Genomic DNA, 21221 nt, shown 5'->3' on the forward strand with positions numbered 1-21221 from the left:
GACCGCGACCGCCCCGCACATTTGCCGCCGCATTTCGCTGCGGCGGCGCACAATCCCCGTATGGCTTCCGATGGCACCAGCCTCCCAGCGCCAGCGCGGCGCTATCCCTTCGGCGCGCTGATCGGCGCGGGACTGGCGGGCGTGGCACTCGGCGCGGCAGCCGCATTCGCGGTGACCGGCCTGGTCTTCACCGTCCGCGTCGAACTGCCGCCGCCGCCGTATCCGCAGTTCTCGACGACGCCGCCGACACCTCCTCCGGCGCTATCCAGTGTCGGTCCGACCTCTACGCCGGCGAGTCTGCTCCCGAGCCGGCCGCCGCTGCCTCCCGGTCTGCCCTGAATTTCTTCAGGTCCACTTCAATTTCGGCTCCTACCGTCGCGACTGCAACAGTTCACACGACGTGAGGAGTCGCATGACCTCCGACGACACCGCTACCACTGATCCCTCGATTGCCACACCCCCGACCCCACCCACCGCGACGCCGCCCGTCGCACCGGTGATAGCGCCGCAACCCCGCCATTCCACGCGCGTGGTGGTAGGCGCCGGCATCCTCGGCGGACTTGTCGGCGCCGTCTTCACAGCTGGCGCGGCGTTTCTGATCATGGCGTTCGGGTTCGGGCCCACACCACCACCGCCCGCTCCGGGATTCGGCCCGCCTGGCGTATCGCACTTCGGGTTCCCGCCGCCGGGCGGACCCGGCGGCCCGATGGCTGGTCCGAAAGGCCCCTTGGGCATCGCACCGCCGCCGATGGGTCCAGGAGGCCCCGGATTGCGGGCGCCATTCCCGGGTGGTCCGCTGCCCATGGGACCAGGCGGTGTCCCGGGACAGCAGCCGCCGCAGCCGGGCCAGCCACCGACGCCACCGTCGGGGAACCCGAGCGCGTCGCCCACTCCCCCGCGGTAGTCAGTTGTCGCGAGGGTGGCATGACACCACCCTCGCGACATCGGCATGTCATGGGTGGCACTCTCAAATCAGGGAGGACACACATGACATCTGACACGTTCGCTCGCGCCGGCGCCCGCTTGCTGCGCTCGCGCCATGTGGTGCGGGCCCCGATCTGGATCTACAGGATCCGGGCCGGCGCCCTCTTCGGGTCTCGCACGTTGATGCTCGAGCACATCGGCCGCAAGTCGGGCCGGCTCCGATACGTGGTGCTGGAGATTGTCGACCGTCCCATGCCCGGCAGCTACGTCGTCCCGTCCGGATTCGGCCGAAAAGCCCAGTGGTTTCGCAACATTGAAGCCCACCCGCGGGTGCGGGTTTACGTCGGCAGCCGCGCGCCCGCCGCGGCGACCGCACGCATCCTGGGCCAGGAAGAGGTCGACCGGGTGCTGGCCACATACCGGACCGGCCACCCCCGGGCGTGGGCGACGTTCAGGAAGATCCTCGAAGAGACCCTCGTCGCGCCGATCACCGACACCGGCGCCCCAATTCCGATGGTCGAGCTGTCGTTGGACTAACGGTCCTCCGGCCCCTTGGCCGTCATCGCCGCGAACAGCGCCAGAAACAGCGCCGCCGGAGCCGCATTGGCCACCTTGTCACGTACCCGGATGTGGGCACCAACGGCCAGCACGAAGTACACCGTCAACATCGCGGTGGTCAGCCTGGCCAGTCCCGGGAACCGATTTACCGACGCCAGCCCCACCGCCGCCGCGGCCTTGACCACCGGCAGGACCGGTCGCACATTGTCGGGAACTTCGACGGTATCCAACACCTTTCGGATGGGGGGTACCTGGACGGCGCATGCGACCGCGTCGACGGCATGGAATGTCGCCAGCGCCGCGTAGGTCTTCGGTGAAGTCAAAGTGCTCATCCGGCAATCCTTCTCATCCGGCAATCCTATTGATGCAATTCCGGCGGCGCGCCCAGGCGCTCCACCGGCTTGTTCGCTATCGCCTCGGCCTTGGCCACGGCCTGCGCGACCGTGGGGTCGGTTTCGGTGGAGAACCAGTCCGCGACATCGGCGTCGTCAGTGTCGGCAGCGTGTCGGGGCGGTTCGTCGACCGGGGACGGTTCGAAGCGGAACACCCCGTCCTCGCCGGGCTTGCCGAGCATGCGGGTGAATCCCTGCAGCGCGGCGTTGAAATCGCTGGGCACCACCCACACCTTGTTGGCGTCACCGCGTGCCATCTCCGGCAGCGTCTGCAGGTACTGATAGGCCAGCATCTCCGGGGTCGGCCGCCCCGCCTTGATCGCGGCGAACGTCTTCTCGATGGCCTTGGCCTGACCCTGTGCCCGCAGATACGCGGCGGCACGCTCACCCTGGGCGCGCAGCACCCGCGACTGGCGATCCGCCTCGGCGGACAGGATCGCGGCCTGCTTGGCACCCTCGGCGGCCAGGATCTGCGAAGCCTTCTGACCCTCCGCCTGCATGATCGCTGCTTGGCGGGTGCCCTCGGCGGTCAGGATCATCGCGCGCTTCTCGCGGTCGGCCTTCATCTGCTTTTCCATTGACGCCTGGATCGAGGGCGGCGGGTCGATGCTGCGCAACTCGACCCGGGCCACCCGCAGGCCCCACCGGCCGGTCGCCTCGTCAAGCACGCCACGTAGCTGGGCGTTGATCTGGTCACGCGATGTCAGGGTCTGTTCGAGGGTCATGCCACCCACCACATTGCGCAGCGTGGTGGTGGTCAGCTGCTCCACCCCCACGATGTAGTTGCTGATCTCGTAGACCGCTGCCTGCGGCACGGTGACCTGGAAGTAGACGACGGTGTCGATGTTCAGCGTCAGGTTGTCCTCGGTGATGACTGGTTGCGGCGGGAACGACACCACCCGTTCGCGCAGATCCACCCGCGCCCGGATGCGGTCGATGAACGGCACCAGCAACGTCAGCTGACCGCTGACCGTGCGGCTGTAGCGGCCCAGGCGCTCGATCACCGCGGCCTCGGCCTGCGGTATCAACGCGACCGACTTGGCCACGACGATGATCGCGAATATCACCAGAACGGCCAGGAAGACCAGGCCGGCAACGGCACCTTCCACCGGGATTCCTTTCTCGAAACCAGCTACGCGTTCTTGAAGACCACCGCGGTGGCCCCGTCGATGTGCACGACGGTGACCGACTGGCCGGGCTCATATACGTCGCACTCGTTGAGTGGGCGCGCGGTCCAGACCTGCCCGTCCAGCTTCACCTGGCCGGCATCGTGGGCTACCCGGTCGAGCACCAGGGCGCTCTTGCCCTCCAAGGCCTTGACGCCCAACACCGGTCCCTTCGACGGGGTGAGCCGGCGCCGCAAGGCCGGGCGAACCAGCGCCAGCAACAGCACTGAGACGATCAGAAACACCAGTCCGTCCGCCCAGACCGGCCAATCGACCAGCCAGCTGACACCCGATGCCGCCAGTGCGCCGCCGCCGAGCATCAGCAGAAACATGTCCCCGGTCAGGGCCTCCGCACCGACGAGCACCAACGCGGCGATGAGCCAGATCAGCGCGACGGGCATGGGCTCAGAATACGCGCGTGATCCACCTGGACGGCGGCGAACAACTACACTGCGAGATCATGTGGTGCCCGAGTGTTTCGCTGTCGATGTGGGCCAACGCCTGGCTCGCAGGCAAGGCCGCGCCCGACGATGTCTTGGACGCGTTATCACTATGGGCGCCAAAGCAATCGGTGGCCGCGTATGATGCAGTCGCGGCCGGCCACACGGGGCTGCCGTGGCCGGACGTGAATGACGCCGGAACGGTATCTCTGCTGCAGACATTACGGGGGGCGATCGGCCGTTCCCCGTCGTCCCTGCGCGGCACCATCAACGTGGTGCTACCGGTACCTGGAGACGTACGCGGACTCTTTGCCGGCACCCAGTTCGCACAGGACGCGCTGGCCGCCGGAGAAGCGGTGATCATCAGCAATCCGACCGCGCCGCAGACCGCGATCGGGCTCGTCCCCGATTTCACCTATAGCGATACCGACGACAGCGATTACGGCCAGCCTGAACTGTGCGCGCTCACCTGGATGGTGTACTCGTTGCCCGGCGCTCCGGCATTCGATTACCACGATCTGGGCGGCGCCGAATACGAGCTGCGGTCGGCGGTTCGCTCAGCCGCGGATGCTCTGGGTGCAATGGGACTGGGATCGGCGGGTGGCGTGGACAATCCGCGCGAACTCGTCGAGCAGTTGCTGGAATCGCTGCGGCAACATCGAGTTCCCGATCATGCCCCGACGCGCGCACTGCGGGTACTGGAGAACGCGGCCCACGTCGATGCGATCATCGCTGTCAGTGCAGGCCTGAGCCGGCTGCCTGACTCGATGACCGGCGCGCCGGAACTCATTGGTACGCAGTCGTCTTCGGAAGGCCAGATCGCGACCGACGCACTACGGCCGTTGACCGCTGTGGTGCGCTCGGCGCGCATGGCCGCCGTCGACGCCATCCTGCATTCTGCGTGGGCGGACTAGCCGGCCGCGCAGTGCGGCGGACGGCACGGAGTGCCGTCGACACTGGCCAGACATCCCGGCACTGGGCCCGGGCCGGCGACCCGCGCGGGCTTGCGACCCTGGCGCAGCTCGTCGATCAAATCGATTGCCAGCCCGGCGAATCGAGGGTCGGCGTTGGGTGTGCCGACCCTCGCGAATGCGATGCCCAGTTCGTCGGCCTGCAGCCGCAACTCGTGATCGAGATCCCACACCACCTCGATATGGTCGGCGACAAAGCCGATGGGACAGACGATCACGGCCGTGTTACCCGCTTCGGCCAGCGACGTGAGGTGGTCGCCCACATCAGGCTCCAGCCAGGGCACCTGCGGCGGGCCGGAGCGCGACTGCCACACCAGGTCATGATCGGCGTACCCGGCAGCTGAAGCGACAAGCCTTGCGGCATAGCCGACCTGGCGGCTGTACAGGTTAGGTCCGCACCGCTGGTCAGCGGCGGTGGGGATGGAATGCGCGGTGAAGACCAGTCGAGCGTCCTTCGGCACGGTCTGCGCGGCCGTCGCGACCGCCTCGGCGAACATGTCGATGAACAGCGGGTGGTCGAAGTACGTCCTGAGCTTCACCAGCTCCGGTGCACCCGGGCCGGCCGCCAGCCTGGCCCGGGCGATGTCCTCGACGTACTGGGTACAGCTGGAATAGCCACTCCACGCCGAGGTGGTGAAAGTCGCTGCGCGACGGACACCGTTGTCGCGCATGTCTGCAACGGTGTCCTCGAGGTAGGGCGCCCAATTGCGGTTGCCGAAGTACACCGGCAGGTCTTGCTGCTTGCGCAGTTCGGTGATCAACGCCCGATTGATGCCATTGATCGGCGACACACCGCCAAAGTGCAGGTAGTGCTGCGCGACGTCATCCAGGCGCTCGGCAGGCACGTTCCTTCCACGGGTGACATTCTCCAGAAATGGACGAACCTGCTCGGGCCCTTCCGGCCCGCCGAACGACAGCAGCAGAATCGCGTCGAATTGCATTGCCACCTAGAGTAATTGGGTGTGTGCGCCACCGTCGGCGTAGATGATGTCGCCCGTTGTGGCCGGCAGCCACTCAGACAACAGCGCGCACACTGTCTTGGCGACGGGGGTGGGGTCCTTCATGTTCCAGCCGATCGGAGCACGCTGGTCCCAGCCTTCCTCGAGCAGCTGGATCTGGGCGCCCGCCTCGTCGCCGAGCGCACCACCGACGATCGCCGCCATGGCCAGTGTCCGGATCGGGCCCGCAGCAACCAGATTCGAGCGCACACCGTATTTTCCGGCCTCGCGCGCGACGAACCGGTTGACCGACTCCAGCGCGCTCTTGGCGACCGTCATCCAGTTGTAGGCCGGCATCGCGCGGCTGGGGTCGAAGTCCATGCCGACGATGCCACCGCCGGGGTTCATGATCGGCAGCAACGCCTTTGCCAGCGAGGCGTATGAGTATGCCGAGATGTGGATGCCCTTGGCGACGTCCTCGTAGGGCGCGTCGAAGAACGGGTTGATACCCATTCCGCTCTGGGGCATGAACCCGATCGAGTGCACCACGCCGTCGAGCTTGTTGCCCTCCCCGATGACCTCGGTCACCCGGGTGGCCAGGCTGTCCAGATGCTCCTCGTTCTGCACGTCCAGCTCGATCAACGGAGCCTTCTCCGGCAGCCGGTCCACGATGCGCTGGATCAGCCGAAGCCGGTCGAACCCGGTCAGCACCAGCGAAGCACCCTGCTCCTGAGCGACTTTGGCGATGTGGAACGCGATCGACGAATCGGTGATGATCCCGGAGACCAGGATCCGTTTGCCTTCGAGCAGTCCTGTCATACCCTGTCCGTCCTTGTGTTGATGTAGATCAGTGGCCCATACCCATGCCGCCGTCGACCGGAATGACCGCGCCGGAGATGTAACTCGCGTCCTCGGACGCCAGGAAGCTGACCACCCCGGCAACCTCGGCGGCGGTGCCGACCCGCTTGGCCGGGATGAATTGTAAAGCCCCCTCCTGGATCCTTTCGTCCAGCGCGCGGGTCATATCGGTGTCGATGTAGCCCGGGGCCACCACGTTGGCCGTCACGTTGACCTTCGACAACTCGCGGGCGATGGATCGCGCCATGCCGATCACGCCGGCCTTGGACGCGGCGTAGTTGGCCTGGTTGCCGATGCCCCAGCTGCCGGACACCGATCCGATAAAGATCATCCGGCCGAACTTCTTGCGCTGCATGCTGCGTGCCGCCCGCTGCGCCACCCGGAACGCGCCGGTCAGGTTGGCGTCGATGACCTTCTCGAACCTCTCCTCGGTCATTCTGATCAGGAAAGCGTCGGCAGACACCCCGGCGTTGGACACCAGCACCTCGACCGGACCCTGGTGCTCTTCGACCTCTTTGAAGGCGCGATCGACGGCGTCGCTGTCGGTGACGTCACACTCGACGGAGAACAGCCCTTCGGGCGCGCCGGATCCGCGATGCGTCACGGCCACCTTGTGGCCGTCGGCGGCCAGTCGTTGGGCGATCGCCAGGCCGATCCCCCGGTTTCCACCGGTGACCAGGACTGAACGGGACACGAAAGAGGGTTTGCCGCCGTCGGTGGCAGCCTCGCCGGAGGTATCGGTGGCTGTCTCAGTCACCCCGTCAACCTAGCGCCTTGCCGCGATCGCGCCGAAATTGGGCCGTCAGCTCGCGTTGCGCACGACCATGTCCACCGCCGCCTCGATGACCTCGTCTTCGGGCACGGCGCCGAACATCACCGAGGGGCACGCCACCACGCCCGAGAGCATGGATATGGCCGCTTCCAGTTCCGCCCCCTCGAAGGCCGCCTGCAGAATGGTGCGGATGGTGCGTTGGCCCTCGGTGTTGATCTGGTGCCGTAGCTGTCTCATCATGTCGTCGGTCGCCCACTGGGCCATCGCGGACAGGACGTGGTCGAGTCGGTGGTCAAGCACGGCCTGGCGGAACGCCGTGAGTTCGCCGATCAGGTCGGCGCGCAGGTCGCCGGTGGGCTGGTGGTGTCTGACTTCACCCAGAGCCTGCAGCGCTGTGGCGGCAAGGTCGAACCTGGTCGGCCAATGCTTGTACAGGGTGGTCTTGGAATAACCTGACCTCTCGGCGACGTGGGCATGGGTCAGAGCGTCAGAGCCCTCGCTGACCAGCACGTCGAAGGCCGTTCGCGCGACATCGGCCCGAGTCCGGAGGATCCGGGCATCTTCGTTGGTCTGCTCCGCTTGGCGGCCGCGACCAGCAGGCATCGACACATCCTTCCCCGCTGCGTCCGTCGACGGCAAGTCACAGGTGTCCCGAATCTACTGTGCGAAACGCCCGACCTAAAGTTTTCCACTCGCACACTAGTGTATAGATTGTTCACTATTGTACGATCCGACTGTTAACAGCCCACCAAGTTCGAAGGTTCAACGATGATCCCGAAAGAACTGACCCACTCTCAATTCGACACCGTTTACAACTTCCTCTCCTTCTCGATCGCGGCCCAGCTGTTCACTGCGATCTTCCTGCTCGCCACCCAGGGACGGGTCCTGGCGCGCTACCGGCAGGCGGTAGTGATCTCTGCGATCGTGTGCGGAATCGCGGCCTACCACTACTTTCGCATCTTCGACTCGTTCAAGGCGGCCTTCGTCACCACCGCGCAGGGCGGACATGGCACCTACGTGCAAGCCACCGGGGTGTCGTTCAACGAGGCCTACCGATACGTCGACTGGTTCCTGACCGTGCCGCTGCTGTTGACGGAACTCGTCGTGGTACTGGCACTGGCCCGCAAGCTGCAGAATTCGCTCTTATACCGGCTCATCCCGTCGTCAGCTCTGATGATCGGGCTGGGTTATCCCGGAGAGATTAGCGACAGCAACGCCGTGCGCAATGCGTTCGGCCTGCTGTCCACAATCCCCTTCCTCTACATCCTCTACGTGTTGTTCGTCGAGCTGACCCGCTCGCTGGACCGTCAGCCTGCCGCCGTGCGGAGCACGGTCAGCGGCATTCGCTTTCTGCTGCTGGCCACGTGGGGCGTCTACCCCATCGCCTACATCATTCCGCTCTACGCCGCCGGGTCCGGAGCGTCCGCGTGGGTGATCAAGCAGGGGGGCTACTCCGTCGCCGACATCTTGGCGAAGTGCCTCTACGGTCTGTTGGTCTACAAGATCGCACGCCTGAAGTCCCAAGCCGACGATCCCGGCTTCGCACTTGAAGAGGGTGCCCACGGTGACGGGTCTGCAGTCGCGCAGGTCAACGGCAGCCGGTCGACCACGGCGGGCGCCTCTCACGGTCGGAGCGGCTCCTCCGCCGCGACGGGCTGACGCGACCGCGGCCGCGATAACCGCTCAGTAGGCGGTTCGCGTGTTTCCCCATCGGGAGCGCACTCCCCGGGTCTCCACTCCCGGGGAGTGCGCTCCGATACCGTCGCGGCTGGTCCCCGTCGATCCGCGCCAGATCGCCGCGACGTGGTCCAGGCGTTTGCTTCTGGGCGTCGCACTCCTATCGAGCGGGTGGATCATCGGACTGCCCGCCATCCCCGATTCGCTCACCGTGCAGATTGCCGCGATCGGCTTCGCGCTCGGAGTCCCGCATGGCGCGGCCGACCACGTGATCGCCACGCGGCTGGCCGGCAATTCACCAATGGTGCTCGTGGCGGCCGTCTACGCATGCGTAGTAGCCGCTGCGTTTGCGTTGCTGACGTGGGTCGACCCGATCGCGCTAATCGCGGCGATTACCCTCAGCGTCCTGCATTTCGGCCTTGGCGAGCTCGACGCGGTCCACCACCTTGCCGGCTGGCGACCGTCGGCGCCCACCGCCGTCGCCATCCTCGTTGCCGGCTGCGGTGCAATGATTCTGCCGATGGCCCGTTGCGGCGATCAGCTCGCAGCGGTGGCGACGAGTGTGTCACCAGCCCTTGCATCCGTCATCGGCTGCGAGCCGCTCCGAGCAGGCTTACTGGCCGCGTGGGCAGTGGCAGCGGTGGTCGCGATTATCGGCTCGCTGAGAGCACGTCACTACGCGGTAGCCAGGGACATTCTCCTCGTGGGCGCCGTGGGACTGCTGGTGCCGCCGGTGATGGCGTTCGCAGTCTGGTTCGGCGGCTGGCACGCGCTGCGCCACTGCGCTCGCCTCCTGACCGAAGAGCCTAGGTGCGCCGAGCTGGTGACGGCGGGCCGTCCTGGGACGGCGGCCCTTCGGTTGATCCGCCTCGCAGCCCTACCCAGCATCGCGGCATGGATCGCTCTGGCCGCGCTCGTCTGGTTCGCCACGGCCACCCCCGATTCGACCGTGGTGGCTGCCGACACACTGCGTTTCCTGTTGGCCCTCACCGTCCCACACGCGCTGGTGGTACTGGCGTTAGATCGAGCCGCAGCCCGCACCAGGTAGCAGGCACCCAGCTGTGATCATGGACGCGCTGACCACAAATGTATTGCTGATCCACTATTGGACAATTAGTCTAGTAACTATCCGTAGTTCTTAATTCGCGACCGCACGGACTCGGATCTTCCCCACCCAGGCTCGACCACCGCGACGGATTGGCACATCACATGAGTCCCCGAATCGACGCAGCGGCAAAATTGGCCCGCCAGGCCGACGAGATCGACACCCGCTACCACCCGTCGGCCGCGCTGCGGCGTCAGCTGAACAAAGTCTTTCCGACTCACTGGTCGTTCCTGCTCGGCGAGATCGCGCTCTACAGCTTCGTCGTGCTGCTGCTGACCGGCGTGTACCTCACGTTGTTCTTCGACCCGTCGATGTCGGAAGTCACCTACAACGGGGCCTATCAGCCGCTGCGCGGCGTCGAAATGTCCCGGGCCTACGAGACTGCGTTGAACATCTCGTTCGAAGTGCGGGGCGGGTTGTTCGTGCGCCAGATCCACCACTGGGCCGCTTTGATGTTCGCCGCCTCGATCATGGTGCACATGGCCCGGGTCTTTTTCACCGGTGCATTCCGACGCCCGCGTGAAGCCAACTGGGTGATCGGGTCGCTGCTATTGATCCTGGCCATGTTCGAGGGTTTCTTCGGCTACTCGCTGCCCGACGACCTGCTCTCGGGTACCGGCCTGCGGGCGGCACTGTCGTCAATCACGTTGGGAATACCTGTGATCGGCACCTGGCTGCACTGGGGACTGTTCGGCGGGGACTTCCCCGGCAATATCCTCATTCCACGCCTGTACGCCATCCACATCCTGGTGTTTCCCGGGATCATGCTGGCACTGATCGGCGTGCACCTGGCGTTGGTGTGGTTCCAGAAGCACACCCAGTTCCCCGGACCCCGCCGCACCGAGCACAATGTGGTCGGCGTGCGGGTGATGCCGGTGTTCGCGATCAAATCCGGCGCGTTCTTCGCCGCGATCGTCGGCGTGCTGGGCTTGATGGGTGGCCTGCTGCAGATCAATCCCATCTGGAACCTGGGTCCCTACAAGCCTTCTCAGGTTGCCGCGGGGTCGCAGCCGGACTTCTACATGATGTGGACCGACGGCCTGGTTCGGCTGTGGCCGGCTTGGGAGATCTACATCGGGCACTACACGATCCCTGCCGCGGTCGCAGTGGCAGTGCTGATGGGTGTCATGCTGGGCGCGCTGGTGGCCTACCCGTTCCTAGAGAAGCGGTTCACCGGCGATAGGGCGCACCACAATCTACTGCAGCGCCCCCGCGATGTACCGGTAAGAACGTCGATCGGAGCGATGGCGATCGCGTTCTACATCGTGCTGACTTTCTCGTCGTTCAACGACATCATCGCCTACAAGTTCCACATCTCGCTGAACGCGATGACGTGGATCGGGCGCATCGGGATGGTGGTCCTACCACCGATCGTCTACTTCATCACCTACCGCTGGTGCATCAGCCTGCAGCGCAGCGACCGCGCGGTGCTCGAACACGGCATCGAGACCGGCATCATCAAGCGGCTGCCCCACGGTGCCTACATCGAGGTGCACCAACCCCTCGGTGCGGTCGACGATCACGGCCACCCGCTCCCGCTGGAATACCAGGGCGCGCCAGTTCCCAAGCGGCTGAACAAACTCGGTATGGGCGGACGACCTGGCCAGGGCAGCTTCCTGTTCGCCGATCCGCCGGCCGAGGCGGCGGCACTGCGCGTGGCCGGCCACGCCACCGAACAGCGGGCGCTAACCGCGCTACGCGAACGGCACAACGGCGCTGGAACCAACGGCGCCGGAACCAACGGCGAACATCCCAACGGCCAAAAGGAGATCGGGTCGGCAAGCGACCGTTGACCCGTCGCTCGCCGGTTCCTCTGGCGACATCGGGTGCCACTCCCAAGCCCGGAGCTGCGCCACCCACGGCCGGCGTGTGAATCTGGTGTCCTTCCTCAGTGAGGGTCTACGTCGCACGCTGTTCATCTTCTCGTTGTGCGGACCCTGTAATTCGTGAGGTTCGCCAACCTCCGTGCTGAGGAGTCGCCATGTGTGCAGCCACATCGAACGGAGACACCGGTCGCGTATCCAGCCCGCCCGGGGTGATTCATTTGTCCGAGCTGCTCGGCCGGCCCGTGATCTCGAAATCGGGTGACACGGTGGGTCGCGTCGATGATGTCGTAGTGCGCTTGCGGGGCACCGACGTGTACCCGCCGGTCAGCGGACTGGTCATCGGTATCGGTGGGCGCCGCGTCTACGTACCGTGGGAACAGATCACCGAGTGGGCCGTCGATCGCATCGCGCTGTCGAAGAACAAAGTGGACCTGCGGGCCTTCGAGCGCCGCCCCGGCGAGGTGTTGCTTCGCGCCGATCTGCTCGATCACCGGCTCATCGATGTGCCGGCTGCGGAGTTGGTCCATGCCTACGACGTGGAACTGGAAAAGACCAGGGCGGGTTGGGTGCTGGCCCGGGTCGACACCCGCCGTCCCGCCCGCCTGTTCGGGCTGATCAAAGCCGGCAGCGGACACGCCAGCCGGGATTGGAAGGCGTTCGAACCACTGATCGGACACCCCTACGGCAGCCAGGAGCCACTCAGCGAAGGCCGGGTCGGCAAGCTCAGACCGGCACAGATCGCCGACCTTTTGGAAGACGCCGACAGGCATGAAGGTGGGGAGATCCTCGATCGCATCCACAGCGATCCCGAGCTGGAAGCCGACGTCTTCGAGGAACTCGAACCGGAGATGGCCAACAAATTCCTCAACGACATGAGCGACGCTGACGTCGCCGGAGTTCTCGCCCGGATGCGCGCCGATGACGCGGCCGACGCCATCGCCGACTTGCGGCAGCCACGGCGGCGCCGGGTGCTCGATCTGTTGCCAACCGGCCAACGCACCAAAGTGATCACGCTGATGGGGTTCAACCCGGCCACCGCCGGCGGGTTGATGAGCGTCGACGTGGCCTCCTGCACAACGGATTGCACTGCAGGCCAAGCACTGTCGGTCCTTGCCGGCGCCCGCACGATGCAACCTGAGGCGTTGCTGAAGCTGCATGCCGTCACCGAGACCGGCGAACTGGTCGGGGTGGTGTCGGTGATCCGGCTACTGCAGTCAGAACCGGACGCACCAGTCACGGAATTGCTCGACCTCGACCCGGTACGGGTCACGCCGGACGCGGACGTGACGGACATCGCGCTGCTGATGGCCGACTACAACCTGGTCGCCATCCCCGTCGTCGACGAACACGACCGGGTTCTCGGCGTGGTCACCTACGACGACATCTTGGAGGCGATCATCCCGGAAGACTGGCGGCGGCGCGAACCGGATCCACGCCCGATCCGCGACGTCCTGCCCGACGACGCGGAGTTGAGCAACCGGAGAGGATCCGCACGTGACTGAGCGCGGCAGCGGTCACGGCACCGACATTCAACCGGCCGTCCCGGCGCGGGAGCGCGGTTCCGCGGCCGCGCCTATCGTTCCCAGCGGTTCGGCAGTTCTCGACAGTGCTCATCTGGGCGATATCGAGGGCGCCTTCGGCCGCATCCGGCTCGGTGACACCGATCATGGGCGCACGCTCAAGACCCGGTTGCTCACGCTGTTGGCGATCGTTGGTCCCGGAATAATCGTGATGGTCGGCGATAACGACGCCGGGGGCGTCGCCACCTACACACAGGCCGGTCAGAACTACGGCTACAGCATGCTATGGGTGCTGCTGCTGCTCATTCCGGTGCTCATCGTCAACCAGGAGATGGTGGTCCGACTCGGCGCCGTCACCGGAGTGGGACACGCGCGGTTGATCAATGAACGCTTCGGCCGCGGCTGGGGCTGGTTTTCGGTCGGTGATCTTTTCCTGCTGAACTTTCTCACCATCGTGACCGAGTTCATCGGAGTTACCCTGGCCGCGAACTACTTCGGCATCTCGAAGTACGTCGTGGTGCCGACGGCAGCGGCCGCGCTGGTGGTGATCATGGCCTCGGGAAGTTTCCGCCGCTGGGAGCGTGCGATGTTCGTGTTCATCGCGATCACCCTTTTGCAAATCCCCATGCTGCTGATGTCACATCCGCAGTGGGAAGCGGCGGTTCGAGGTTTCGTGATCCCCGGCATCAAGGGCGGGCTCAGCTCCGATTCGGTGCTGCTGATCATCGCGATCGTCGGAACGACCGTCGCACCGTGGCAATTGTTCTTCCAACAATCCAACGTCGTCGACAAACGCATCACCCCGCGCTTCATCAGCTATGAACGTGTCGACACCACGCTGGGAGCGTTCGTGGTCGTGGTCGGTGCAGCCGCATTGGTGATGACGGCGGACTGGGCGGCACGCTCGACCGATGAGCCGGGAAGTTTCCTCGACGCGGGTGCGGTCGCAGATCTACTCGGCCGGCACGGCAGCATACTCGGGCCGATCTTTGCGATCGTGCTGCTCGACGCATCGATCGTCGGCGCGGCCGCGGTCACGTTGTCCACCAGTTACGCCTTCGGTGACGTGTTCGGTCTCAAACACTCGCTGCACCGCGGATTCCGGGAGGCCAAAGCGTTCTACCTGTCATACACCGTTATGGTCGCCGCAGCTGCGGCAATCGTGCTGATCCCGGGCGCGCCCCTTGGTTTGATCACCACCGCCGTGCAAGCGCTGGCGGGCCTGCTGCTACCCAGCGCCAGCGTCTTCCTGTTGTTGCTGTGCAACGACCGCGAAGTACTCGGCCCGTGGGTAAACCAACGCTGGCTGAACATCGTGGCGGGCTTCATCGTCTCGGTATTACTGCTGTTGTCGGGAATCCTGATGGCTACCACCCTGTTCCCGCATCTGGACGTGGTGACGGTTTCCGAATATCTGGCGGGTGCGATCGTATTCGGCATCGTCGCCGCAGTGAGTGCCCTCAAATGGCTCGATCGGCGCCACCGCGCGCCGGCGCTCCTGCCCGCCGCCGGGGCAAACGTGGACAAGATGCACTGGCGCATGCCCCCGCTGACGCTACTGGAACCGGTGACGTGGTCGTCGGGCACCAAGCTCGGCATGCTGGCCCTACGCGGCTATCTCGTTGTCGGGGCCGTCTTGCTGGTGGTCAAAGCTATCCAACTCAGCAGCAGATGACTGCGGTCCGCTCAGGTTGGCAGGCGACGATTGATCAGTAGCGCGGCTCCGGCGGCGACCGCCAACACCAGCGCCCCGAGACGCAGCCAGCCCGTGCTCGCGTCGCCCTTGATGGTTTCGTAGCCGATCTGCTGCTGCAGCGACGAGTACACCGCTTTGAGCTCAGCCAAAGTGGCAGCGTTGTAGGAGTTTCCACCCGAGAGTTGAGCGACCTTCTTCATCGTCTCGTCGTCCACGGGCACCGGCTGACGCTGATCGTTGATCTCGACGAAGCCGTACGGGGTGCCGAAGGAGATGGTCGAGATCGGAACGCCCTGGTCCTTGGCAGTACGAGCGGCCGTATAAGCACCCTTGGGGTTGTCCGGGTTGGTCGGCATGGTCTCTTTGCCGTCGGAGAACAACACGATGCGCGCCGGCGGAGGTGTGTCGCCGCCGCCGATGACCGCGCCGACGGTGGCGATGGCCTGCAGAGCGGTGAATATGGCCTCACCGGTGGCGGTGCGGTCGGCGAACTGCAGCTTGTCCAGCGCGGCCTTGGTCGCCTCCCGGTTGGTGGTCGGCTGAACCAGTACCGTCGCGGTACCCGCGTAGGCGATCAGGCCCAGGTTGATCCCAGGAGTCAGTTCGCCGGCGAACTGTTTGGCCGCCTCCTGCGCGGCGGCCATCCGGTTGGGCTCGACGTCCGTGGCACGCATGGACTGTGAGACGTCGATCACCAGCATCACCACCGCGCGGTTGCGCGGAATTCGGACGTCGTTGGTCGGCCCCGCCATCGCGATGGTGAACAGCACCAGCGACACCGTCAGCAAAATTGCCGGAACGTGCCGCCACTTCGAAGGCCGTTTGGGGGCAACGCTTTCCAGCAACTCCATATTCGCGAATCGCAGCATGCGCCGCTGCCGCGCCAGCTGCAGCACGACGTAAAGGGCTATCAGCCCGGCCACCACCAACAGGAACAGGAAGAACCAGGAGTGTTCGAAGCCGGACAGCGACATCGGCCCCAGCAACGGCAACGTCATAGCAGACCCGTCATGTTGTAGAAATCCGTCACCGGCGTCCCGCCATCGCACCGCGCCGACGGGAAGAGATGAAGCGGACGATGTCGGCGATCCAGTCGCGGTCGGTGCGCAGCGTCATCAGCGGCGCACCGCAGCCGCGAATCGTTCGGGCCACGTCCTCACGATGTTTCGCCGCAGCCCGGGCGAAATCGGACTGCAACTGCGCGTCAATGGTGAATTCGCGGACCGCTCCGGATTCGGCGTCCTGCAGCACTACGTCGCCGATGTCGGGTAGCTCGACATCACGGGGATCGAGAACCTCGACGGCGAGCACCTCATGACGCGCCGCGATCGCCCGCAGCGGACGCATCCAGTTGATAGGTCCGAGAAAGTCGCTGATGATCACCGCCATCCCGCGACGCCGTTCGGGCCGGCGCAGCGCGTCGATGGCGGCGGACAGGTCGCCGCGTACGCCAACCGGCGCCTTGGGCGTGGTCGCCACGGCGCGCAGCAAGGTGTGCACGTGCTCTCGGCCCGAGCGGGCCGGAACGCGAATCATGTTCTCTCCGTTGGAAATCAGCGCGCCCAGCCGGTTACCGCCGCCGACGTTGAGGTAGGCGATGGCCGCTGCGGCCGCCACCGCCAGGTCTCGCTTCTCGCAGACTGAGGTGCCGAAGTCCAGGCTGGCCGACATATCGACCACCAGCCAGGTTTCCAGCTCTCGGTCCGCGATCATCTGCCGGACGTGCGGGTGTGTGGTACGCGCCGTCACCGCCCAGTCCATCCGGCGCACGTCATCACCGGGCTGGTAGATCCGCGACTCCCCCGGTTCACTGCCCGGGCCCGGGATCAGACCGAGGTGATCCCCGTGCAGGATGCCGTCGAGCTTGCGGCTGATAGTCAGCTCGAGGGTGCGCAACGCCGCCGACAATTTCGGGTCGTCGATGGTGCCGCGCATCATCGAGGGCGGATGACGCACCCCTTTTTTATCGGTCACCGACCGCCCGCCGCGGCGCCCTGCATCACCGGTGCGACCGAATGTCCTTGCTGCGGAACAGCATTCACTTGCGGCAGTGCGACGGTCTGCAGCACGCGGTTGATCACGGTCTCGGCGGTGATCTCGTCGGCCAGCGCGTCGTAGGTGAGCACCAGCCGGTGGCGCAGCACATCAGGAATGACGTCGATGATGTCCTGCGGGATCACGTAGTCGCGCCCGCGTACCAGGCCCAGCGCGCGCGCCGCGGCGATGATGCCCAGCGAGGCCCGTGGCGACGCGCCGAACGCGATCCACGTCTTGACGTCGTTCATGCCCAGTTGCTCGGGGTGCCGGGTGGCCGTCACGATGCGGACGACATAGTCGACCAGCGCGTGGTGGACGAAGCTGTTGGCCGCGACCCCCTGCAGACGCAGCAGATCACCGGTGTTGAGGATCTGTTTGGGCTGAGGAGGCGTGACACCCATCCGGTAAATGATCTCCCGCTCCTCCTCGGGCGACGGGTAGCCGACGTTGATCTTGAACAGGAAGCGGTCACGCTGCGCTTCGGGCAGCGGGTAGACACCTTCTTGTTCGATCGGGTTCTGGGTCGCCATCACCAGGAACGGATTGGGCAGCGGGAAGGTCTTGCCGCCGATCGAGACGTGGCGTTCGGCCATCACTTCGAGCAACGCCGACTGGACCTTGGCCGGTGCCCGGTTGATCTCGTCGGCGAGCAGGAAGTTGACTACTACCGGGCCGAGTTCGGTATCGAACTCCTCCTTGCCCTGACGGTAGATGCGGGTACCGACGATGTCGGTGGGCACCAGGTCGGGCGTGAATTGGATGCGGGCGAATGTCCCGCCCACCACGCGCGCGAAGGTCTCGACCGCCAGGGTCTTGGCGACACCGGGAACACCCTCCAGCAGCACGTGGCCCTTGGCGAGCAGGCCGACCAGCATCCGCTCCACCAGCTGGTCCTGGCCCACGATGATTCGCTTGACCTCGAAGATGGCCCGCTCCAGGGTGTGGACCTCAGCGGCCAGACCGTCAGCACCGACACTGCCGCCGCCGTGCGCCTCCTGGGTAGGTGGGCCCGCATGCGCACCCTGGCCCGGGTAAACGCCACCTGCCGTTGTCATCAATAACCCTCCAGAGCTCATTTGGACACGACTGCCGTCACGACCACTGCCGCGGGGCAGCCACGTGCCCGCGTTCAACTATTCCAGGCGTCTGGAATTCCGTCGACGTCACCGGTTCGCTATTAGGCGACTCTCAGGGTCGCCCAACCGGCTCAGTACTCGATGATCCTAGTCAGGTACGGCGTCATGCCCGGCTTGCGGACCGGACTGATGGTGACTTTGCCCGCGAGGCTGGAGGCTTCCAGCATCTGACCGTTACCGAGGTACATGGTGACGTGCTGGCCGCCGTTCGGGCCGTAGAAGATCAGGTCGCCACGCCTGGCCTCGTTCTGCGGAATGTGCCGACCGGCGTTGTACTGGTCGCCGGAGAACCTCGGGATCAACACGCCAACGCCGGCGAAGGCATACCGCATCAAGCCTGAGCAGTCGAAGCCGACGGTGCCCGCACCCGAGTCCACGCCCTTGCTCGGGCCGTCCAGCGAGCCACCTCCCCAGGAGTAGGGCACTCCCATCTGCGACCCGGCCCGCCGGATCACGTGTTCGATGGCCTCCCTGCCGTTGGCGCGGGGGATCCGGCTGCCGCTGGTGTTGTTGGCGGCCGGAGCGGTGGAACCGCCGAGGTTGATGCCCAGACCGCTGAGAAACTGCTGGCCCAGATTGAGGGTGGTTTGCGTGGCTTGGGCCGTGGCCTGCAGGGAGGCGTTGGCGACGGCCAGCGGGTCACCGGGGGCGCCCGCGCTGACCGCGGCCGGCAGCGTGGGATCCCACTCCCCCGGATCGGCCGAGGCCGGCGCCGGGGCGGCCACCGCGATCAACAGCCCGGTCACCAGCGCGGTGATCCAGGCTATGGAGAATCGAAATCGCTTGTGGCGCATGAAACCTCGTTAATACTCGATGTAGCGGACCACGAAGGGCGTCATACCGCTGGTACGGACGGGAGCGGTTCGCACCTTCAAACCGATGTCGGGCGCCTCGAGCATCTGGCCGTCGCCGAGGTAGATAGTCACGTGCTGACTTCCGCCCGGGCCGTAGAAAATGACGTCGCCGCGACGCATCTGCGAGGTCGGGATCTTGCGGCCCAGGTTGTACTGCGACCCCGAATAGTGCGGCAATTTGATGCCGACGCCGGCAAACGAATACAGGACCAGTCCGGAACAGTCGAAACCGGTGATGCCCGCACCGGAGTCGATCCCTTTGCTGGGACCCGCGGCGTTGCCACCGCCCCAGGAGTAGGGCACCCCGATCTGGGACATGCCGCGACGGATGACGTACTCAGAGGCCTGGCGCCCGTACACCCGGGGAATCCGGCCCGACGACGACGCCGTGGGCGCGTTGGTGATTCCGGTGTCATTCGGCTTGAGAATGCCCAGCTGCTGCAGGAAGTTTCGGCCCATCTGTGCGGTGACCTGGGCCGAAGTAGCCGAATACCCCAGCACCTGATTCACCACCGCGATCGGGTCACCGGGGATGTTCGCGCTGGGGACCTGCGGCAGCGTGGGGTCCCAGCCGTCCCAGCGACGCCCGCCACCCGGCCCGTTGGCCGTGTCCCACATACCGGTGGGAGGTGCGCCCTGGCCGCCGGCCTGGGTCCACGCGACGAGTTGGGCAGCCTGGAGTTTCGCTTCAGCCTGTTCCCGTTCGGCGGCCACGCGATTGACTTCCTCGCGCTGTTGGTCGAACTTGCGCTGCGTGTCGCTCAGCGCCGCTACCGCGGCGTCCTGGCTGGCCTTGGCGTCTGCTGCCGCCTTATCGGCCTTTTGCTTGGCTTGGCGGGCGACGGATTCCTTGTTGATCTGTTCGGTGCGGGCTCGCTGCAGCCGGGCCATCACCGCCTCGGAGCTGGTGGTCATGGTCCGGGCAGCCGACGCCGCGGCGATCATGTCCTCGGGGCTGCGCGCGGTCAACAAACCATCAGACGGCCCGTTCATGTAGGTCGCCGCCGCGAAGGTGTTGAACCGCTGTTGCGCGGCGGCGATAGCCGCGGTGGCGTCCTTTACCGACTGCTGGCTGGCCTCGAGTTCCCGGCCGGCGACCTCGGCCTGCTCACGCGCGTCCTCGACCGCGACCAACGCCTTGTTGACGCCCTCCTGCTCCATTTCGACGGCGTTGGACAGGTCTTCGAGCCGTTGGCTGGCCTTGGCGACGTTGGCGATCAATATCGCCATCGAGTCAGCCGCCGGATCCGCCCTGGCCATTCCGAGCTCGGGCAGGCCGAACAGCAGCGCGAAGCTGAGCACGGTCGGCACGGCGGGCCGTACCAGCCTGGCGGCAGTTCGCGAAGCAGAGCCCGGGGGTGTCCGTCTCATGCGACTTCGGTCTCCTATGGGCTAAATCGGATGTACGACGCGGGTTTTCGAAGAAAGTGCGATAGGTATCACAAGCATCAATCGCACCGTACGTCACACTTGTCGCTAAAGAAACGCAAGTCACAAATTGCACTCTGGAAGTGCGTTTACTGTGACCGAACAGTGACCTGTCAGGTTTGCCGCACGTGGCGGCCCGTCACGCCGATCGATACCAGTCCGCGACTGGGAGCTGGTTAGATGGTCTAGCTGCCCTCGGCAGAAGCTGCCTCAACGGTTGCCTGCGAGGTTGCTGGATCACGACTGCCGAGCTGCAGCAAACGAGTGCCGACAGCGGCTGCCAGCACCCCGATCAGCAAAACAATCGTCAACGCCGTCCAGGGAAACTCCGGGGTGTTGAGTTCGTTCAGAAAATTCTGTGCCGACTGCACCGGATTGCCGGTCTTGGAATGGTCCTCACCGGCTTCGAGCGTGACCCGCGGGTAATGGCCGCTGTAGCTGCCGACGTAGTTCGGGCTCAGCACCAGCACCGTGGAATTGGGGTAATCGGCACCGACGACGGTAGCAATATCGCGCAGTGGGGTGTCGTTGGGCGGGTTGTGATCGAGTAAGACGATCTTCAGGTTGATACCGTCGCCGCGGGCCTGACTGACCACTTCCTGCAGCCCGGGTTCGACGTTCGGGGGTGCGGCCACGCCGTCCGCTGCGACCTGCGCCTTGATCGAGTTGATGTCGACATCCTGCGGGATGTATTCGGGCAGGAAGGGGATGGTCTGCGGCAAATAAGTCATCGTCGTCGCTCCTCGGTGCTAGGAGCACCGTACCGGCTCCGCCTCGGACGGGTCGCGCACCCCGCAGCTCGACACTGCAACCACGCACACGACTCGCCCCGGCGCTGGTGTGTGTGTTCAGTTTCGACAAACAGGGCGGCCGCTCTTTCCCCGCACAGCCCACTGGGCAAGACTGAGGGTCACGGGCAGCCC

22 protein-coding genes are annotated in these 21221 nt (G+C 65.5%); 9 read left to right on the forward strand and 13 right to left on the reverse strand.

From position 1 onward, the window contains the following. The first annotated feature begins 60 nt into the window (after positions 1 to 60). The 3 genes from AC5Y7D_RS06525 (at position 61) to AC5Y7D_RS06535 (ending at position 1461) form a co-directional block, all read left to right on the forward strand. Positions 61 to 339, forward strand: a complete 279-nt coding sequence (locus tag AC5Y7D_RS06525) for a hypothetical protein (protein WP_499922500.1) — start codon at positions 61 to 63, stop codon at positions 337 to 339. Between the two features lie 73 nt (positions 340 to 412). Further along, positions 413 to 904, forward strand: coding sequence for a hypothetical protein (locus tag AC5Y7D_RS06530; RefSeq protein ID WP_499922501.1), 492 nt, complete (start codon positions 413 to 415; stop codon positions 902 to 904). An 83-nt stretch (positions 905 to 987) separates the two neighbouring features. Continuing rightward, positions 988 to 1461 (forward strand): nitroreductase family deazaflavin-dependent oxidoreductase, encoded by a 474-nt coding sequence (locus AC5Y7D_RS06535; RefSeq protein ID WP_499922502.1) that lies wholly within the window; start codon positions 988 to 990, stop codon positions 1459 to 1461. On the opposite strand, the gene AC5Y7D_RS06540 is transcribed toward AC5Y7D_RS06535, so the two are convergent. Genes AC5Y7D_RS06540 through AC5Y7D_RS06550 form a run of 3 tightly spaced genes read right to left on the reverse strand, consistent with a single transcriptional unit; the run spans position 1458 to position 3441 of the window. Then, positions 1458 to 1814, reverse strand: coding sequence for a DoxX family protein (locus AC5Y7D_RS06540; protein ID WP_499922503.1), 357 nt, complete (start codon positions 1812 to 1814; stop codon positions 1458 to 1460). The two genes, AC5Y7D_RS06535 and AC5Y7D_RS06540, sit on opposite strands and share 4 nt — an antisense overlap. A 26-nt stretch (positions 1815 to 1840) precedes the next feature. Then, entirely contained in the window at positions 1841 to 2983 is a 1143-nt protein-coding gene (locus AC5Y7D_RS06545) for an SPFH domain-containing protein (RefSeq protein ID WP_499922504.1), read from the reverse strand. Positions 2984 to 3006: 23 nt separating this feature from the next. Then, on the reverse strand, positions 3007 to 3441 hold the full coding sequence (locus AC5Y7D_RS06550; protein ID WP_499922505.1) for an NfeD family protein: 435 nt from the start codon (positions 3439 to 3441) through the stop codon (positions 3007 to 3009). A 59-nt stretch (positions 3442 to 3500) separates the two neighbouring features. Between AC5Y7D_RS06550 and AC5Y7D_RS06555 the strand changes: the two genes are divergently transcribed. Further along, positions 3501 to 4394: an Rv1486c family protein gene (locus AC5Y7D_RS06555; protein WP_499922680.1), complete on the forward strand. Its 894-nt coding sequence runs from the start codon at positions 3501 to 3503 to the stop codon at positions 4392 to 4394. Here the strand turns inward: AC5Y7D_RS06555 and AC5Y7D_RS06560 are convergent. The 4 genes from AC5Y7D_RS06560 to AC5Y7D_RS06575 are packed head-to-tail and all read right to left on the reverse strand — an operon-like array spanning position 4391 to position 7622. After that, entirely contained in the window at positions 4391 to 5392 is a 1002-nt protein-coding gene (locus AC5Y7D_RS06560; RefSeq protein WP_499922506.1) for a ferrochelatase, read from the reverse strand. The two genes, AC5Y7D_RS06555 and AC5Y7D_RS06560, sit on opposite strands and share 4 nt — an antisense overlap. 6 nt (positions 5393 to 5398) lie before the next feature. Then, positions 5399 to 6208 carry an NADH-dependent enoyl-ACP reductase InhA gene (inhA, locus tag AC5Y7D_RS06565; RefSeq protein ID WP_499922507.1) on the reverse strand — a complete coding sequence of 270 codons (810 nt, stop codon included), beginning with the start codon at positions 6206 to 6208 and terminating at the stop codon, positions 5399 to 5401. Positions 6209 to 6236: 28 nt separating this feature from the next. Beyond that, a complete protein-coding gene (gene fabG1 / locus AC5Y7D_RS06570; RefSeq protein WP_499922508.1) occupies positions 6237 to 7004 on the reverse strand; it encodes a 3-oxoacyl-ACP reductase FabG1 in 768 nt (255 codons plus the stop codon). A 45-nt stretch (positions 7005 to 7049) separates the two neighbouring features. Next, positions 7050 to 7622, reverse strand: coding sequence for a TetR/AcrR family transcriptional regulator (locus tag AC5Y7D_RS06575; protein ID WP_499922509.1), 573 nt, complete (start codon positions 7620 to 7622; stop codon positions 7050 to 7052). 165 nt (positions 7623 to 7787) lie between these two features. Between AC5Y7D_RS06575 and AC5Y7D_RS06580 the strand changes: the two genes are divergently transcribed. The 5 genes from AC5Y7D_RS06580 (at position 7788) to AC5Y7D_RS06600 (ending at position 14822) form a co-directional block, all read left to right on the forward strand. After that, entirely contained in the window at positions 7788 to 8678 is an 891-nt protein-coding gene (locus tag AC5Y7D_RS06580; protein WP_499922510.1) for a bacteriorhodopsin, read from the forward strand. Between the two features lie 40 nt (positions 8679 to 8718). Then, a complete protein-coding gene (locus AC5Y7D_RS06585; protein WP_499922511.1) occupies positions 8719 to 9744 on the forward strand; it encodes a beta-carotene 15,15'-dioxygenase, Brp/Blh family in 1026 nt (341 codons plus the stop codon). Between the two features lie 161 nt (positions 9745 to 9905). Next, the gene (gene qcrB, locus AC5Y7D_RS06590) at positions 9906 to 11594 is read left to right on the forward strand and encodes a cytochrome bc1 complex cytochrome b subunit (RefSeq protein WP_499922512.1); all 1689 of its coding nucleotides are present in this window, start codon (positions 9906 to 9908) and stop codon (positions 11592 to 11594) included. Positions 11595 to 11782: 188 nt separating this feature from the next. Then, positions 11783 to 13129, forward strand: a complete 1347-nt coding sequence (locus AC5Y7D_RS06595) for a magnesium transporter MgtE N-terminal domain-containing protein (RefSeq protein WP_499922513.1) — start codon at positions 11783 to 11785, stop codon at positions 13127 to 13129. A gap of 25 nt (positions 13130 to 13154) precedes the next feature. Further along, positions 13155 to 14822: an Nramp family divalent metal transporter gene (locus AC5Y7D_RS06600; RefSeq protein WP_499922683.1), complete on the forward strand. Its 1668-nt coding sequence runs from the start codon at positions 13155 to 13157 to the stop codon at positions 14820 to 14822. An 11-nt stretch (positions 14823 to 14833) separates the two neighbouring features. On the opposite strand, the gene AC5Y7D_RS06605 is transcribed toward AC5Y7D_RS06600, so the two are convergent. The 6 genes from AC5Y7D_RS06605 to AC5Y7D_RS06630 all read right to left on the reverse strand — a co-directional run bounded on the left by AC5Y7D_RS06605 (position 14834) and on the right by AC5Y7D_RS06630 (position 21029). Next, positions 14834 to 15841, reverse strand: a complete 1008-nt coding sequence (locus tag AC5Y7D_RS06605; protein ID WP_499922514.1) for a VWA domain-containing protein — start codon at positions 15839 to 15841, stop codon at positions 14834 to 14836. A 28-nt stretch (positions 15842 to 15869) separates the two neighbouring features. Continuing rightward, positions 15870 to 16781 (reverse strand): DUF58 domain-containing protein, encoded by a 912-nt coding sequence (locus tag AC5Y7D_RS06610; protein ID WP_499922684.1) that lies wholly within the window; start codon positions 16779 to 16781, stop codon positions 15870 to 15872. A 32-nt stretch (positions 16782 to 16813) separates the two neighbouring features. Continuing rightward, positions 16814 to 17935, reverse strand: a complete 1122-nt coding sequence (gene moxR1 / locus AC5Y7D_RS06615; protein ID WP_499922515.1) for a chaperone MoxR1 — start codon at positions 17933 to 17935, stop codon at positions 16814 to 16816. Between the two features lie 152 nt (positions 17936 to 18087). Further along, complete coding sequence (gene ripB / locus AC5Y7D_RS06620; protein ID WP_499922516.1) at positions 18088 to 18810, reverse strand: NlpC/P60 family peptidoglycan endopeptidase RipB; 723 nt, start codon at positions 18808 to 18810, stop codon at positions 18088 to 18090. 9 nt (positions 18811 to 18819) lie between these two features. Beyond that, complete coding sequence (gene ripA / locus AC5Y7D_RS06625; protein WP_499922517.1) at positions 18820 to 20241, reverse strand: NlpC/P60 family peptidoglycan endopeptidase RipA; 1422 nt, start codon at positions 20239 to 20241, stop codon at positions 18820 to 18822. 242 nt (positions 20242 to 20483) lie between these two features. Then, complete coding sequence (locus tag AC5Y7D_RS06630) at positions 20484 to 21029, reverse strand: Rv1476 family membrane protein (protein WP_499922518.1); 546 nt, start codon at positions 21027 to 21029, stop codon at positions 20484 to 20486. Positions 21030 to 21221: the final 192 nt, after the last annotated feature.

The sequence above is a fragment of the Mycobacterium sp. NGS49 genome (assembly GCF_059812565.1).